The organism is Paenibacillus jilunlii, assembly GCF_900102965.1.
GTDB lineage: Bacteria > Bacillota > Bacilli > Paenibacillales > Paenibacillaceae > Paenibacillus_AQ > Paenibacillus_AQ jilunlii.
This window is the reverse complement of sequence record NZ_FNGM01000023.1, coordinates 50,112-66,361: the sequence shown is the minus strand read 5'-3', so window position 1 is coordinate 66,361 and position 16,250 is coordinate 50,112. Positions and strand designations below refer to the sequence as shown.

Sequence of the window (16,250 nt, the reverse complement as noted above, 5' to 3'; positions counted from 1 at the left end):
GCAGCTGGGCCAAATGAGAGGTATAAATACCTCTGATCCTGCCGGAAGCGTGCCGCTGGGCGGTCACAAACGGGTGACCGGGAAAGCGTTGTTCGCAGCCATGGCTTGTCGGTATTCTTGCCGTACGCTGCGTCCAGTCTTAGTCTCCGCTTTACTTGCTGCTCGCTTGTTTTACTGATGTTTGTAATAAATCACCGTGGCGGACATCTCGCCATCGCCGGAGATAACATAGTCGGGGATTTTGCCCGCTTCCACAAATCCGCGTGACTGATAGAGCAGGTTGGAGGGATCACCCTCACGTGTGTCCAGCACTAAAAGTGTCCGGCCATCTGCCGCCGCAGCCTTCTCCGCGGTCTCCATGAGCCTGCGGGCGATGCCCTTTCGGCGGTGCTGCGGATGCACCATCAGCTTGGCAATTTCCGCCCGGTGCGGCGCATTCGGCTTGGATACAGAGTGCAGCTGCACCGAGCCTGCAATGGTTTCACCCTCAAGTGCGACCCATAACCGGACGTCAGGAGCCAGCACTCCCCGCCAATAAGCTTCCGCTTCCTCTGCTCCAAGCGGAGGCAGGAAACCGATAGAGGCGCCGTCCGCAACCACATCTATAATCAGCGTGTTCAACTGCTGTATAATTTCCGGTTGTAATTCCTCAAGCTGTTCGATAATAATGTCATGGCTCATCCGCAATACTTCCTTTCGTATACAAGTGTTCTTTTTATTATATCTGTGTGATGAAAGTTTACAAATCAAAAAATATAATAATAGATTACATGGCCGGTATGAATAATTAATGCTTAAACATTTCCAATTCAGCACGCCGCATAATCCAATTACTAACTAAAGCCGGGGGGAAGTGAACCGGACGATGAGGATGGAACAACTTAACTTATCAGAGCAAACTGCTGGCCGGGGAAATTCCGAAGGTGGAGCTGCTGGGCAGTGCTGAAAAGTTGGCGTGGGGCCGGGAATGTAGAGCTTAACCGTTAAACTGCCGGATAGCATGCAGGAGCGTGGCGTCTCCGTGCGGCGATTTGAGTATGCTGCACCGGAGACGGCCTAATTTAACACAAAATATTTTTGAGTGATTGCATTTTGTGCAATAGAAAGCCCGTTATTTTCCGCTGAAACACAATCTGCTGTATTTCGTGCAGCAGATTTCTGAATTTCGGAACAAAAGCCCCTTTTCCAATAGATTCTGCTGTACAGAGTGCAATAGAATCTGTTTTTGGGTTGTTTTCGGCGGGATCTGCTGTACAGAGTGCAATAGAATCTGTTTTTAAGCTGCTTTAGACTGTTTTCGGTAGGGTCTTCTGCACGGAGTGCAATAGAAGCGCATCATCTTTGAACGGATCTTGCACGACAGCCAGGGCGGATCAGCCTCAACGGGACTGCCCGCTGAGCAGCTTGGGCAGCAGAGTCAGCAGCCGCTCCCGGGTCAATGCATCTCCGGAGTTCCACTTGGTCCCGTCGAGCAGGTAAGCCTGCCCCTTCCGCACGGCAGGCAGGCTGAGCCAGACCGGGCTCTGCATCAGCTGCTCCATGGCTGTACGGGAGTCCTCACGCTCCGGGATGAGCATGAAGACACGGTCCCCCGCATAGCTGTGCAGCCCCGCCGGATCAACCTCGGCGAAGCCCAGCTCCTGGTCCAGAATGCCCTGAATCTCCTCTGTCGGCTGTAAGCCGCCCGGAGCATACAGGGCAGTGGACAGCCCTGACATGCCCATGGCGAACAAATGGTTGCCATGATCATAAAATAAGGCGGATGCGGTTTCGCCCGGCCGGAGGATATCGCTATAGAGACGCTGCCACATGGCAGCGTTTTTGGCGTGGAAGGCTGCCAGCCAGGCTTCGGCCTCGCGCTGCTTACCCAGCCATTGCCCCAAAATCCGCATGCGGCTGTCGAGCGGCGCGAATGAATCGAAGGTAAGCGTTGGAGCGATGCCGGCTATGCTTGCATACAGCTTTTCATCAGCATTCGCGACAATGATCAGGTCGGGGATTAACGAGCGGGTCAGCTGAGGATCAAGCGGGAATCCGACATTGGCCAGCTTTTTGGTCCGGTGGCTGTAGACGCTTTTACTTGCAAATATCTCATCTCCGCCGATAGGCTTCACCCCCAGCGCAAGCAGGTCGCCAAGCGTTTCGCCGTGGTAGATCATCCGCTTGGCTCTCTCGGGAATGTCAACGATATGGCCAGTCCAGTCCTTGACCGTGATTTTCCGGCGATGGGTTTGCGCATATTGGCCGGGCGTGACTCCGGTCTTCTGACGGAAGCGGCGGCTGAAATAATATTCATCGGAAAAACCCACCATCCGGGCAATTTCACGCAAGGGTTCAGCGGATTCCAGCAAATGTGTCTTTGAGTGGCTGATGCGCAGCTCGGTCAGGTAATCGAGAGGGCGCTTGCCGGTCAGCTTTTGAAAAATCGGCGTGTACTGCCAAAGCGAGACATTGGCCCTTTCCGCCAGCTGCTTCACCGTGATGCTGTCCATATAGTGGTCCTGCAAGTATTGGATCGTGCTTTCAACAGATTGAGCCGGGCTTGGGATCTGCCGGGAAGAATAATTATGCTCAAAAAGCAGCAGAAGAAGCTCCTGAAACCGCAGCTGCTGCCTGAAAAACTGCACATCCTCCTCCTGGCACTCTCTATTCATGAGCAGCTCTTCCGCCAGCCGGAGTACTTTGGTAAAGGGGTGGACGATTAATTCCCGTCTCCCCGGAAGCAGTTCCTGTCTATAGAGCCCTGGCTGATCCCCCATCTGTACAGCTGAAAATGAGATCAGGTAATAATACAGCGACATCCCCTTGTTGTCTGTACTGTAGGAGTCACCTGGAGTCAGAAGCCAGCAGCTGTCCGTTCTCAGCGGTAGAGAATCGCCGTTGATACGCAGCTGCCCGCAGCCGCCTGTAACAACGAGAAGGGTATGGTGCAATTGAGTCTGCGGCGCAGAGCAGGAATCAGCAGCTTCAATAACCAACTGGGTATCCACCAGTTGAAACAGCAGGGAACGAAATGGAGCCGGATTTGTGTGGGCTTGCGGCAATAGCGGTTCCCCACCTTTCAAGATATTGAGAATGATTATCAATGAATTTTATTGTATCTAAAATAAAGAAGCTTATCAACAGGTGTTGATAAGCTTCTTATGCGGTGCTGCCGGCTGTCTGCAGCAGCCAAGCGTATGGTTTCATGTTTAGGCAACTGCATCGGGCAGAGCTAAGCCAAGTCTTTTTGCGGCAAGGCCCGCTCTGCAAACATAAGCTGCTCTTACCGGAAAGTGAAAAGACTACTTATTCAACAGCCGGGGAATTTCACCCAGCAGCCATTCTCTAGTCGTCGCATCGCTGGAGGTTTTCATAATATCTTGTGTATAGACCTGTCCGCTCTTCACAGCGGGAAGACTCTGCCATACTTTGCTGTGCATCAGCTTCTCCGTGGATTGCTTCGCTTCATCGGCTACAGGGGTCAGGATGAAGATCCGGTCGCTCGCATATTCTCCAATGACTTCCATGGAAATCTCCTGGAAGCCCAGGTCTGGGTCTGCATCCAGCAGCTTTTGGATGGCGGGCGCAGGCTTGAAGCCGTTCTCACCATAGAGTACCTGCGAAAGCCCGGTTGCCGCCATTACAAACAGTCGGTCACCCGGATAATAGGTGAAGACAGAGGCGGTTTCGCCCGGCTTCATGCCCGCTGACTGGAGCTGCTCCCACATGGCTTGCTCGCTTGTCTTATACTGCGCCAGCCATGCTTCCGCTTCCTTCGTTTTGCCGAGAATACCGCCGATCTCCAGCATCCGTTCCTCCAGGGGAGCAAAGGTGTTGAAGATAATCGTAGGTGCGATTTTGGACAGCGCCTCGTAATCCGCTTCATCCGTTCCCGCGTAGATGATCAGATCGGGCTGAAGCTCCAGGGTCTTCTCCAGGTTGATCGGGAACCCGACATCCTCCACGCCCTGCAGCTTGTCCTCATAGACTTGGCCCTCGCCCATCGAAAGAGGATAACCCACGGCCTGTACACCCAGCGCCAGCAGGTCGCCATAGGTTTCCCCCGAAAAAATCACACGTTTAGGCTGCACGGGAATCTCCATGCTGTGGCCTTTGTAATCCGTATACGCTCGCATCCCTGGCGTAGTATCAGCAGCAGCGTTGCCAGTTGTCCCGGAAGAGGGGGCGTCGCTAACGGCTGCGTTGTTCCCGGAATGGGTGGCCGCAGTGTCCGCAGCGTTGCCTCCTGATTGTTTCTCTGAATTACCGCAAGCCAGCAGCACAATGCTCATCAGCAGGATGACGCATAATCCGGCGAAAGGTTGTCTTATTTTTCTCATAGAATCTTGCCCCCTAAAGTTTTGCAGCATGATAGTGGACGGTGATGATAATCATTATCACTAACGAACAACTGGAATTATCATAAAATAAAGTGTCCTGTGACTCAATGGACAAAATGCAGAGAGTGATTTGCTTTTGTGCAAAAGGCTGTGCAGATCATACATATAAATGTTATTAACAACTTGATAATATCAAAAACATGTGCTAAGATGTTGTTAATAACAAAATGTTAATAACATAAAACACCAGATCCATTCACAGGAGGTAATGACCATGTTCGGATTCAGATTCGTGAAATTCCAGCCCAGCGAGTATGTACTTAAGGTCAAGAACGGCAAAGTAGTGCGTGAGGGAGTAGGTCTTTCTTTTTATTATTATGTGCCTACGACTTCGGTGGTTGTGGTCCCGGTATCCTCGATTGACGTTCCGTTCATGTTTGAAGAGATTACGAATGACTACCAGACAGTGACCGTCCAGGGACAGCTGACTTACCGGATTGTCGACTACCGCAAGACCACACAGATCCTCAATTACACTTATAATTTACGCAAAAATACGTACCTGTCCGACGATCCCGGCAAGCTCGCGCAGCGTGTGATCAATATCGCCAAGGTGCTGACGAAAAAGCAGCTGGAGCAGCTGCCGCTGCGCGAAGCGATTCAGTCCAGCGAACATCTGGCCAAGACCATTACCCAGGAGATTGAAAGAAATGAGGAGATCGGGAAGCTGGGCATCGAGCTGATGGGCCTGTCGATTCTGGCAATTGTGCCAAATAAAGAAACGCTGCGCGCCTTAGAGGCACAGGCCAGGGAAGAGATTCTGCGCAGTGCGGACAATGCGCTGTATGAGCGCCGCAATGCTTCCATTGAGCAGGAGCGCCGCGTGAAGGAGAACGAGCTGAATACGGAAATTGCCGTCGAGACGAAAAAGAAGCAAATCCGCGAAACCCAGCTCGACGCCGAGCGTTCAGTAAAGCAAAAGCAGAATGCGATGAAAGAGGAGCAGCTCAGCTTCGATACAGCGCTTGAAGCGAAGAAGCAGGAGCTGATCGGGCTGACTGTTGCCAACCAAAGAGCCGAAGCGGATGCCAAAGCCTACGAGCTGTCGGCGGTAATGAATTCGCTCCAGGGCGTAGCGCCCGGTGTGCTCCAGGCTCTGACCAATGTGGGCATGAAGCCGGATAAGCTGATTGCGATTGCCTTCCAGGAGCTGGCGGAAAATGCGGGCAAGATCGGACAGCTGAACATTTCGCCGGATCTGCTGCAGGGACTGATGGCCGGTACGGGCGGAAACGGCGGGAACGCCGCGAGAGGAGGCGGGGGCCGATGAGCACGCGCAGCTCAGAGAACAAAATCATCCTGATCAAGCGCAAGACCCGCCTCGAAGAGCTGGTGGTCCGCTACAATACGATTCAGCAGGCCCAATTCTATATTGAACGGCTGGGAGCGGATTTCAGCGACTATATCAGCGAGGATTTTCATTACCGCAAGGCGGTGGAGAGCGCAGTTATTGAGCTGGGTGCGGTGGGCCGGGTACAGCTGCTGGAGCGCCAGCATGTGCCGAACTTTATCTTTGGAGATCAGGATACCGTAGTCGTGCTGGGGCAGGACGGACTTGTAGCCAATACGCTAAAATACCTACACGAGCAGCCGCTGATCGGGGTCAATCCCGATCCGCAGCGCTGGGACGGTGTGCTGCTGCCGTTCACCGTTAAGGACCTCCGGCATTTGGTGCCGGAGGTGTTCCGGGGGCAGCGCCAGGTGCGTGAGGTCACGCTTGCCAAGGCGCAGCTTAACGACGGGCAGAGCCTCTACGGCGTCAACGATCTGTTCGTCGGCCGCAAGACCCATGTCTCGGCCCGCTATCAGGTGGAGCTGAACGGTGTCGCTGAGCAGCAGTCCTCCAGCGGCATTATCATCTCCACCGGGATGGGCTCCACCGGCTGGCTCAAAAGCGTGCTCGCCGGAGCCGCAGGGATTGCCCGCAGCGCGGCGCAGCTGCAGATGGCCGGGGCTGCAGCCGGCGGAGCGCGGGCAGCAGATGTTGCGGAAGCTGTCGGAATAGAGCAGCGGCTTCCGTGGGATCACCCGAACCTGTACTTTACGGTTCGGGAGCCTTTTCCCAGCCGGACTACTTCGGCCGGGCTGGTTTTTGGACAGATCAGCAGCCGGGCCCCGCTGAAGATCACCTCGCAAATGCCGGAGGACGGAGTCATCTTCAGCGACGGCGTCGAGAGCGACTTCCTGGAGTTCAACTCCGGTGTCGAGGCGACGATAACACTTGGCGAGAAGCGCGGGCGGCTGGTGGTACCAGATTGATATAACTTCCAATACAGGAGACGAAGAAGAGGGGGGGTCCCGAGCGCACGCCGACATTGAAACACAAAAGAAACCCAAGGCCATGAAAAGACCTGGGTTTCTCGACACTCTGACTGCCCCGTAAAGGGGTGGTTTTATTATGCTTGCATGAATGCTTCTAACGGCTCCAGAGTCGAGAACGTCTTCTTTGCATCCTTCTTCCGTTGCTCATCATAGAGTTTGGTCAACTCTACGAATGATTCAGCTTTAATCTTTGTATAACTCGATTTGGTGTATCTGTTTATATACGTCTTTTGCCCGTCCTCTTCAACCCACTCGTAAACGACGTCATATTTGTCCCTCAGATTCTTCAAATGAAGTGACCGGCGCAACACTGCATAGTGTTCTTCAATGGCTTCATCGCATTCTTCCATAATCTTCTCGTATGGGCAGCCAACTCGCATCAGAATCTCCAATGCCCGTTCATCGCCGTATCTCGCGAGAAATTCCTTCAACGAAACCAGCGCATACAGCGTTATTTGTTCCTTGTCATTCGGATTCTTGTATTCATAACAGCCTACAACCAAATTGCGGTCGGTCATTTCCTCCTTACTGAATTGCATCTTGAACAAATACTCGAGTGACTTCTGCTTCATAACGGTTTCCAACATCTGTTCTTTATCAATCTTGATGCCCGTTGACACCCACGGAAACGGTAGTTGGCCGTAACTTTCACGCGATATGCTACCCCTAACATTCAAAATCGGTAGACCCGTAGCAATTGCGTACGACCTGTTATATCCCTTGCCCGCGAATATTTCCTGTTCTTCTCGCATGTGTCCTGCCCCCCCTTTTAGTACCAAGTTCCATTCGGCGCGTAGTGCCACCAGTTGTCTGCGAAGTGAATCTCCGTTACAATCGGTTCAGACGAACCGAGGAATAAGATCCTATAGTAAACTATTGCATATCCATAAAACTACCGCTTTTTTGTATTGGTCTCCTATTAGTTCATCACCGCTGCTTTTCATTAACCCGCGAAGATACTTCTGGGGTAAATTGTATCATATGAGAACCATAAGTCCATCTAATGGTTGCGTTATCCTGCTCGTGAAGTTCGTAAATACAGTGCTAGCTGAAAAATACGCAAAAATAAAATTATGAAAGGCGGATTCTATTGAAGCCAGGGATTATAGTTCTTCTTAATGGTACTTCAAGTTCTGGAAAGACAAGCATATCTAATGAATTATTAACTCAAATTGATATCCCATTTCAACATTTATCATTTGATAATTTTATTAATGGGCTATTTCATAGTTATAAAGATTTCATTAACAGTACATATCCGAGTATTGAAACAAATGGTGCAGAGGATGGACAATTAGTAAATCAAATTCTTGCAGATCCGTTGATTTCATTATACTACTCGACAATAAAACTATTTTCAGCGATGGGAAACAACGTAGTTGTAGATTCTGTTATAGGTAATGACAAATGGTTCAATACTTGTATTGAATTATTATCAGATCACCCTGTCATATTCGTAGTAGTTAAATGTTCAAAGGAAGAACTTGCTAGAAGAGAACAACTTAGAGGAGACAGGCAGGTTGGCTTAGCAAGTTCACAATATGATAACGTGTATTGCTTTAATGAATATGATCTTGAATTCAATACTGAAATAATGAGATCGAGTGAGTGTGCCAATGAGATATTAAATTTTATAAGATCTAATAAAGAATACACTGCTTTTAAGAAGTTGATTAAGGGGAAAAGTGTAAGTAAGTAGTTCAAACGATTTTTCAATTCAAAAACCGCGTTAAATCAACGACTCTAGTCTAATACTTTATTTTCACCGAACATATATCTGGCCGTTGGGGATTCAGCCGCTCTTACCGGTAAGCCGGTTAATTAAAATGATGTAGTAAAAGCAATAGTTGTAGGTGACCCTTCTACAAAACTTAGCATACCTGTAAGTGTAAGTTATTTTGTTGTTAATAACGATAGGCTTATCTTGTTATCAGAGGCAACTATTTTTGAGCTTAAAAAAATTACTGATTAAATGAATTAAGGTTATGTAATTTGTTCTGTGCTAATTTTTAAACAAGAAAGGTCAGCCTCTTTAGGCTGACTTTTCTTGTTTATGCCGTAATACGATTGAACTATAGTGTATATACTGGATATTTGTGAGTATACTGTCTGCCTTTACAGAATAAAGTTGCTTCTTCAATTCTTCGTCTTTGTAGCTTTCTATCATATGAAAATGCTTTGCTGACCAATTTTGAACAAGTATCAATTTCATTTGCTGAAAGTGGACCACTAAAAGTTGGATATATTTGCTTATAGGCAAGCATAGCTTTTACATCATTGGTTTCTAGCACCCCAGGACCTCCATTAAAAGTGGGCGAAACAAGTGCGTCAAACTGAGATTGTGAAAAATTCAGTTTCAATTTATTTACTGCCGTTACAGCCTTTGCAGTATCCTCAGTAAAAAAAGTATTTGCCTTAGACTGAGAAATTGGTGAAGTATAACCTAGATTTAAAGAGCTTGATAGAGCATTAGCTTCTGCTTGAGTTAGAAGAGACGTATTTGGATTACCTGATGTATTTTTAGTATATGTTTTAGTCTTTGTTATCAGATGTCCCCATCCAACTGTTGGATACCCATAAGGATCTCCATAAAATTTCAAGGTAATTCCCTCATGCGATTTGATAAGGGTTGCTCCACCGGTTCCTAGATTCGTAATAATCACTCCTGAAATTAGAGAATGAGCATATGGAATAAAATATATTGGCGCTCTGGGGTCTTCAGTATGAACCCCATAAGCCCAGCACTTGGGCCGGACCGGTAAGCTTGCCGTCCGGATAACAAAAAAAGGGCTCCCCGCCAGCCAAACGGCTTGCCGGAGACCCTTCTTAAATCATGTGTTAGCTATTACTGGAAGCTGCGTCCCTGGTTCATGGAAGAACCAAAGGATTGGCCTGAAGAGATTGGTGAATGCACCTGCTGTGAACTAAAGGATGAATTGAGCGGGCTGTGCAGCATCTGTGATGGCTGCTGGTTCATGGAAGAATTGAAGGCCGGGTTGAAGGATGGATTGAAGGATGGATTAAATCCTTGTGATCCTGTGCTGAATCCTTGAGCCCCAGTGCTGAAGCTGGAAGTTTGGGCATTTTGCTCCACCTGTCTAACCAGCTGGGATGCATGCTGCAGCTGCTGTACAGCCGTTTGATGACCCTGCAGGGCCTGCTGGATTATTTGGCTGGCTTTGCGTTCACGGTCTGCCAATTCTTCAAGCTTAGCAACATTTTGCTGTTCCTGTTGAAGAAGCTGCTGATAGTTTTGGCTGGCCTGTTGAGTCTGGGAGATCAACTGCTGAATAATTTGTTCACACTGGCTGACCTGGCTGGAAATGTTTGAATTCAAAGTGATTGCCTCCTTGGCAGGTTTGTTTTTTTAATGCGATATTATTATCTGTGATGAAAGTAAGGTTTATTCATGCTTGTTGTCCAGGGACGAGTTGAAAAAGAAAGGTACAGGCAGCCCAGCAACTTTCGCGGGTTCTTTTCGTCTATGTAGAAAATGGCTTCCATACACACCTATAACCTGGAGGAGGGGCAGCATGAATCTGCATGATTTATTAGCTAGACCGAGGACTTTTTGGAGACACAGCATCACGGTGCCGCTTGTATTTATGCTTCTGCTTACGTTTGGTTTCACAGGAGCGGCCACCGCATCGGCATCGTCAGCCTCGGATCTGATTATTGTGAACAAAAAAACGAACACTCTGGGCTATTTCAGCAGCGGCAAGCTGGTTCGGACTTTTCCGGTTGCCACAGGCAAATCCAAGAGCCTCACGCCTGAAGGCAGCTTCAAAATTGTCGTCAAAATCAAAAACAGGCCTTATTATAAGGAGCATATCCCCGGAGGCGATCCGTCCAACCCGCTGGGAGACCGCTGGCTCGGTCTGGAAGTGAACGGCACAAAGGGTACAACGTACGCGATCCACGGCAATAATAACGAATCCTCCATCGGCAAATACGTCAGTGCCGGCTGCATCCGGATGCACAATGAAGATATCCACTGGCTGTACCCGCAGATTGCTAAGAATACATTGGTGGTGATTACCTCATCCACACTCAGCCTGGAGAGCATTGCTGTCAAAAGCGGCTATTCTATCGGGTCCACAACGTTCGCAGGTACCTTCATTATTAACGGTAAACCTTCGAAGCTGAAGAATGATTTCGTCGTGGAGAATTCGCGTGTTTTTGTTCCGCTGAGGGAAACCGTAGCTTTACTGGGAGGTACACTTACGAAGGATGCCGGAACCGGTGCTCTGGTGATTACTATAGGGAACCGGACCGTAACGCATAAACCGCTGACCGCCCAAGCGGTGGTTCAGGGCACAACGATATCCATGACCGCGTCCAAAAATGTGAACAACCGTCTGTATCTGCCGCTTGGCAGCCTGACAGAGCTGTTCGGTCTTTCATTTAAATGGAGCAAGCAGGATGCCACCGTCACTTTTTAAGGCGGATTCAGCTTCGTACAATTCTTAAAACGCAGTAGGCGAATGCCTGCTGCTTTTTTACCTTTTAGGAAATTATGCAATACCAAACTTGAAAGCTTCAGATGATATAGGCGGTGCAGGAGGGTTGGGCTCCATCAGCCCTGGATAGATCGTGAAGAGAGCTAATCGCGTCTGCAGAGAACCCAAGCCAAATCGCACAGTCAACCATGCTGTCCTAACCACGCGATATAGACGAGAGTTGTGAGCAAAAAGATATTAATCTCGCTATTGTACAACAACCCTCGCCTCCAGTGTGCCCCCGTTGATTTTGGAACATGAGCTGAAACGGGTCCCCCTTTTGAAGAAGGTGAAGCCGTTTCTGCTTGTGGTTTAGTTAGTGCGGCTTCGGTTCAGCAGGAATTACAGGATAAATATTGAAGAAAAGAAGGATACAGACCCCTGGAGGGACATAACGAATGAAGGAGCGAATACTTTATGCCCGCTTTAGCTTACCGCAGCTTGAAGCCGGAGGACCTGGAAGCCATCTGTGGCTTCGTGCGGAATCCGGAAGAGCTGTTCTACGCCGGTCCCAAATTTCACTATCCGCTCACACCGGATCAGATTTTGTGTGGATTGGAGAACCGGTACAGCCCAACCGTAATTATGTCGGGCAGCAATCCTGAACCGCTGGCATATGCAAATTTGTATGATAAGGATGAGGATTCCCGGAGCTGCTGGTTGGGAAATGTCATGGTCAGTCCTGAATACAGAAGCACAGGCGCTGCGGCCTACCTGATCAATACAATGATGAATGAGGCGAAGTTTACGCACGGACTTCAGAACCTGAAGCTGTACTGCCACAACGCCAATACCAGAGCCCTGCTGTTTTATTGCAAAAACGGCTTTAACCCATGCGGGTATAAGATAGTGTTTAATCAGAAGGGCGAGAAAATAGCAGCGATAGAGATGCAGCGTCCGCTGTGAAAAAAAGGATGGTGCTGAACATGCCAATGGATTTTCACGATAGCCGTATCCTTTGTACAGGGCAGCGCTTTGGAGACCCGGCTTGGGGCAGACAGTATTGACGTGCTGCTGCAACGTGCTTTGATTCATCATATACAGCAGCTTGACCAGTGTTTTCTTGAAGCGTGGAGAGTATTGAAACCGGGAGGCAGGCTAATCGTTCAGGACCGGACTCCTGAAGACTGCGCGCTAACGGGGAGTGTGACGCATCCTAGAGGGTACCTTTTCGACCGAGGCTGATTTGCTGCAGCGTAAGGGAAGATCCATTCTGCATGAATTGACGGACAATGAGCTGGTAGAACTGGTCAGCTTCATGAAGGAAAGGCTCGGTACAGTGCAGCCTACAGTGCAGCCGATCGAGGAAAAAGACAGATGGACCGTCTGGGTTGCCGAGAAGCAATGATCATGGGCTGCGAATATTTTCATTATGGAAGGTGAGAAAGATCCGAATTCGAATCATTGGCGGCTGTGGGAGCGGAAAATCCTATACGGCCAGAGAATTATCCAAGCGATATGGCGTCCCTTACTTTGAAACGGATAATTTTGTATGGGACAGAAGTACCCCGTACTGCAGGAACACCCCGGAGGTTAGGGATGCTCAGCTCGCAGAAATTGTGGCTATGGACTCCTGGATCATCGAAGGGGTTCACTATAAATGGGGGAGCGAGAGCTTCCGGCAGGCGGACTTTATTGTGCTGATCAGGCCTAACCGGGTCACCCAGGATTGGCGGGTAGTGCGGAGATTTGTCAAGACAAGACTTGGCCTGGAGCAGGGTAATTACAAGCAAACCTTCAGGAATCTGAATGAGATGCTGTTTAAATGGAACAGGAAGTATGTGCGGGCGGATTTGCCCCGGATTATGGAACTGACGGAAGAATACAGGCACAAGCGGATAATTGTCAAAAATAACCAGGAAATTCTGCAGTGGTTCAGCCTTTACAACGATTTAGTTGAAACCGGAGCCAACGTTCCTGTGCAGACAGAGAGGTGATGTAGGGTTGGGCAAACTGGCAACGTTTATGCTGGAACTGCTGCGGATGTGTTTTCTGCTGGTACTGACGATAGGTCTTCTGGGCGGTCTGGAATATGCCGTATTTAAACTGTTGTATGGCTGGACAATATATCCCGGGAGCGCTGCGGTGGGGAATATTATTCTATTTTTTGTGCTGTACCGTAACTATTGGCAGTTCAGGGGCTGGTTCAAGTCAGACAAAAATCAGAGATTGGGGCAGCATCTGACGCGCAGCTTGATCAGCCTTTCGCTGTTGTTGATTCTGCTGCCGTTTGCTGTACCGCTGCTAAAGTGATTAAGATGATGGGAAACTTTGAGTAAAACAGTTCTTACCCTTGATTCTGCCTGAGGCATTGACTATGCTGTAAGCATTAGTACATTTCGGACAACTACGGAGGTTCACCCGACTGATGAATAACTAACACGTTTCCTTCTCAAATGACCATTAATTAGTGCTGTGCTTATGCACAAGCCACGGGACGCCTTTTGGGGGCGTACGGTCAGGGGATACGTGTGTCGATCGGGGAGCTTACGATGCTTATTACAGATGAACGCAGCCAACAGTTGACGGCTTGCCCTGCCATTACGCGGGCGGAGCAGTCCTCGGCGCTGTTTTCATGGCATCTTTTCCTCCTTCATACATGCTCTGCCGCAGGCCGCTGGCTGCGGTTTTTTTGTATTTACATGGAAGCGGAGGAATGGATATGACCTTAATCAAAGTTAAAAATATACGCAAAGAATGGAACGGTATTCCGCTGTTCGCGAATGTCTCCTTTGAAATTGCGGAGGGAGAATGCGTGCTGCTCTTCGGGCGCAACGGGATCGGCAAGACGACACTGCTGCAGGGGCTGCTTGGACGGCATCCTTTTGACGAAGGCAGCGTCTATTACGGTCTGCCGCCGGAGGAGTGGGGCGTGCTGGACCAGCAGCTGGAGATTCAGTCAGATATCAGCGCACTGGATTATGTATTGTCCGGTTCGCCAGAGCTGAATGACCTTAAGCGCAGATTAGAGCGGCTTGGGTGGCTGCTCCAAGAATCAGACGGCGGGGATGAAGCACCTGTGGCCGAATACGGAGAGGTCTACGAGCGATATATGCAACTGGACGGATACGGCTGGGAGGCCAAGGCAGAGAAATCTCTTGGCCATCTGCGGCTCAATGCTGCGGTATGGAACCTGCCTTACCGCCAGCTCAGCGGGGGGCAGAAGACAAGAGTTCAACTCGCTGCCTTGCTGGCCCGTCAGCCGAAGCTGCTGGTACTGGATGAGCCGACGAACCATCTGGATGAGGAAACGCTGGCTTGGCTGGAGGAGTGGGTTCGGAATTATCCAGGGACGGTGTTCTTCGTTTCCCATGACCGCACTTTCATTGAACGGACGGCGACGGCGGTGCTTGAGCTGGGCCCTCAGGGCTGCCGCCGTTATCCCGGAGCCTACACACAGTACCGGGAGCAAAAGGGGATAGAGGCGCGGACGCTGGCGGTGCAGTACAGGAAGCAGGAGCTGGAGAAGGAAAAGCTGCTGGAGAGCATCCGGCGGTACGCCGAATGGTTCCAGCAGGCTCACCGCGCCGCCGGCCAGAACGATTTCCGGCGCGCAAAAGCGAAAAAGAATGTCTCCCGGCTTCACGCCAAGGAGGCAAGTCTGGAGCGCCTGGAGCTGAACAGGGTGGAGCGGCCGCAGGCCGCGCCTCAGCTAAGCATGAAATTGGAAGGTGAAGTTTTCCGGGGGGATGCTCTTCTGGATATGAGCGGTATTCGTTATACTTACGGCGGAGGCGCTGCGCTGCTGGAGAATTTCAATTTGACCTTGCGGCGGGGGGACCGGCTTGCGGTGCTGGGCCCGAACGGTGCCGGCAAGTCCACACTGCTGAAGCTGATCGCCGGCTTGCTGGAACCTGATCACGGCGAAATGCGCAGGCATCCCCGCACGCGGGTGGGTTATTTTGCCCAGGAGCTGGATGATCTGCCTCTGTCTTCAACCATTCTGGACAGCTTGCTGGAGCTGCCGGGCATGACCCAGACGGAAGCCCGGACCATTCTGGGCTGCTTCATGTTCCCGGGGGAGGATGTGTTCAAGCGGATCGGTGATTTAAGCCTTGGCGAGAAATGCCGTGTGGCTTTCCTCCGACTGTATTTCGGCCGTGCCAACCTGCTGGTGCTGGATGAGCCAACCAACTATCTGGATATCGACACCCGGGAACGGGTAGAGGAAGCACTTGCCGCCTACCCCGGCGGACTCGTTATCGTCTCGCATGACCGGTATCTTCATGCCGCAGTAGCCAACCGTCTGCTGCTGCTGGAACGGGGAAGCAAGCCCCGGCTGTTCCCGGGCACTTATGAAGAATATGCTGCCAAGGAGCGCAGCTTTATGCTTACACCGGATGAGCAATTGCGGGAAGGAGAACTGCGTCTGCTAGAGCTGCGGCTCGCCCAGCTGATGCACAGCGAACCCAGGGAGACGGAGGAGGAGGACCGGGAACTGATGGCCGAAATTGTTGAGCTGCGGCGAACCATTCAACGGCTGCAATAGACCCCGCCCGCTTCGTGGGTACGGATAATGTAACGAAACCAAAAAATTACAGCTGGGATAGAGGATCATGTCCTATTTTGGCGAAATCTATATTGAATACAGCTAAAATATGAGGGAGGCACTCTCAAATGAGGAACAAGGGAATCAAAATCATGGTACTGCTGATGCTAATCTTCAGTATGGCCGTACCGGTACAGTCTACTTCAGCGGCGTCCAAAAGCATAAAGGTCAAAGTTACTCTGGTCAGTGCGGTACTGACCGAAAACAATCATGTGGGCAATGAATGGTATACCACGGCATCTATTAACGGCAAAGAGATCAGCGAAGACTCGTCCGTGGTTCTGGACCTGAAATCAACAGAAAGCGTGAAGCTGAAAGCCTATGCGGAAGAGCAGGATAAGATCCCGGAATCCGCCACAGCTACTGCTTCTATTAAAGCCTCGGCCATTACCAAAGACATCAGCAAAGCCGTGGAAGTGACTGTAGTCGAGAACCGGGGGCGCTATTCGGGAAATACGGCGACGTGGACGTTTACTTTTGAGGTGCAGAAGCAATGAG

The 16,250-nt window shown here is 50.3% G+C and carries 17 protein-coding genes; 11 read left to right on the top strand and 6 right to left on the bottom strand.

Features of this window, described 5'->3' with window-relative positions; all coding sequences use genetic code 11:
- Positions 1-171: 171 nt before the first annotated feature.
- The 3 genes from BLQ82_RS27325 to BLQ82_RS27315 all read right to left on the bottom strand — a co-directional run bounded on the left by BLQ82_RS27325 (position 172) and on the right by BLQ82_RS27315 (position 4,322).
- The gene (locus tag BLQ82_RS27325) at positions 172-681 is read right to left on the bottom strand and encodes a GNAT family N-acetyltransferase (protein ID WP_062520001.1); all 510 of its coding nucleotides are present in this window, start codon (positions 679-681) and stop codon (positions 172-174) included.
- Positions 682-1,379: 698 nt separating this feature from the next.
- The gene (locus BLQ82_RS27320; RefSeq protein ID WP_062519999.1) at positions 1,380-3,044 is read right to left on the bottom strand and encodes a helix-turn-helix domain-containing protein; all 1,665 of its coding nucleotides are present in this window, start codon (positions 3,042-3,044) and stop codon (positions 1,380-1,382) included.
- A 240-nt stretch (positions 3,045-3,284) separates the two neighbouring features.
- A complete protein-coding gene (locus tag BLQ82_RS27315) occupies positions 3,285-4,322 on the bottom strand; it encodes an ABC transporter substrate-binding protein (protein ID WP_062519998.1) in 1,038 nt (345 codons plus the stop codon).
- Between the two features lie 274 nt (positions 4,323-4,596).
- Here BLQ82_RS27315 and BLQ82_RS27310 point away from each other — a divergent pair, with 274 nt between their 5' ends.
- Together BLQ82_RS27310 and BLQ82_RS27305 are read left to right on the top strand one after the other, a co-directional pair.
- Complete coding sequence (locus BLQ82_RS27310; RefSeq protein WP_062519996.1) at positions 4,597-5,652, top strand: SPFH domain-containing protein; 1,056 nt, start codon at positions 4,597-4,599, stop codon at positions 5,650-5,652.
- Entirely contained in the window at positions 5,649-6,641 is a 993-nt protein-coding gene (locus BLQ82_RS27305) for an NAD(+)/NADH kinase (RefSeq protein WP_062519994.1), read from the top strand. The genes BLQ82_RS27310 and BLQ82_RS27305 overlap by 4 nt, the downstream gene beginning before the upstream one ends.
- A gap of 137 nt (positions 6,642-6,778) precedes the next feature.
- Here the strand turns inward: BLQ82_RS27305 and BLQ82_RS27300 are convergent, their stop codons facing one another.
- Complete coding sequence (locus BLQ82_RS27300; RefSeq protein WP_062519991.1) at positions 6,779-7,456, bottom strand: hypothetical protein; 678 nt, start codon at positions 7,454-7,456, stop codon at positions 6,779-6,781.
- Between the two features lie 338 nt (positions 7,457-7,794).
- On the opposite strand from BLQ82_RS27300, the gene BLQ82_RS27295 reads away from it, so the two are divergent.
- Positions 7,795-8,403, top strand: coding sequence for a chloramphenicol phosphotransferase CPT family protein (locus tag BLQ82_RS27295; protein ID WP_062519989.1), 609 nt, complete (start codon positions 7,795-7,797; stop codon positions 8,401-8,403).
- A gap of 373 nt (positions 8,404-8,776) precedes the next feature.
- Here the strand turns inward: BLQ82_RS27295 and BLQ82_RS27290 are convergent, their stop codons facing one another.
- Both BLQ82_RS27290 and BLQ82_RS33275 read right to left on the bottom strand, forming a co-directional pair.
- Positions 8,777-9,367, bottom strand: a complete 591-nt coding sequence (locus BLQ82_RS27290; protein ID WP_248845147.1) for a lysozyme — start codon at positions 9,365-9,367, stop codon at positions 8,777-8,779.
- Positions 9,368-9,549: 182 nt separating this feature from the next.
- Entirely contained in the window at positions 9,550-10,041 is a 492-nt protein-coding gene (locus tag BLQ82_RS33275) for a hypothetical protein (RefSeq protein WP_425281112.1), read from the bottom strand.
- A 196-nt stretch (positions 10,042-10,237) separates the two neighbouring features.
- Between BLQ82_RS33275 and BLQ82_RS33020 the strand changes: the two genes are divergently transcribed.
- The 8 genes from BLQ82_RS33020 (at position 10,238) to BLQ82_RS27245 (ending at position 16,249) form a co-directional block, all read left to right on the top strand.
- Positions 10,238-11,146, top strand: coding sequence for a L,D-transpeptidase family protein (locus tag BLQ82_RS33020; RefSeq protein WP_062519987.1), 909 nt, complete (start codon positions 10,238-10,240; stop codon positions 11,144-11,146).
- Positions 11,147-11,620: 474 nt separating this feature from the next.
- Positions 11,621-12,109: a GNAT family N-acetyltransferase gene (locus BLQ82_RS27275; RefSeq protein ID WP_062519985.1), complete on the top strand. Its 489-nt coding sequence runs from the start codon at positions 11,621-11,623 to the stop codon at positions 12,107-12,109.
- 30 nt (positions 12,110-12,139) lie between these two features.
- Positions 12,140-12,388 carry a class I SAM-dependent methyltransferase gene (locus tag BLQ82_RS33270; protein WP_082722532.1) on the top strand — a complete coding sequence of 83 codons (249 nt, stop codon included), beginning with the start codon at positions 12,140-12,142 and terminating at the stop codon, positions 12,386-12,388.
- A 1-nt stretch (position 12,389) separates the two neighbouring features.
- On the top strand, positions 12,390-12,551 hold the full coding sequence (locus BLQ82_RS32205) for a hypothetical protein (RefSeq protein ID WP_157243753.1): 162 nt from the start codon (positions 12,390-12,392) through the stop codon (positions 12,549-12,551).
- A gap of 31 nt (positions 12,552-12,582) precedes the next feature.
- Positions 12,583-13,140 (top strand): P-loop NTPase family protein, encoded by a 558-nt coding sequence (locus tag BLQ82_RS27265; RefSeq protein ID WP_208810782.1) that lies wholly within the window; start codon positions 12,583-12,585, stop codon positions 13,138-13,140.
- 7 nt (positions 13,141-13,147) lie between these two features.
- The gene (locus tag BLQ82_RS27260) at positions 13,148-13,456 is read left to right on the top strand and encodes a hypothetical protein (protein ID WP_062519983.1); all 309 of its coding nucleotides are present in this window, start codon (positions 13,148-13,150) and stop codon (positions 13,454-13,456) included.
- A 409-nt stretch (positions 13,457-13,865) separates the two neighbouring features.
- Positions 13,866-15,692: a ribosomal protection-like ABC-F family protein gene (gene abc-f, locus BLQ82_RS27250; RefSeq protein WP_062519979.1), complete on the top strand. Its 1,827-nt coding sequence runs from the start codon at positions 13,866-13,868 to the stop codon at positions 15,690-15,692.
- Between the two features lie 128 nt (positions 15,693-15,820).
- Entirely contained in the window at positions 15,821-16,249 is a 429-nt protein-coding gene (locus BLQ82_RS27245; protein WP_062519977.1) for a hypothetical protein, read from the top strand.
- Position 16,250 lies beyond the last annotated feature (1 nt).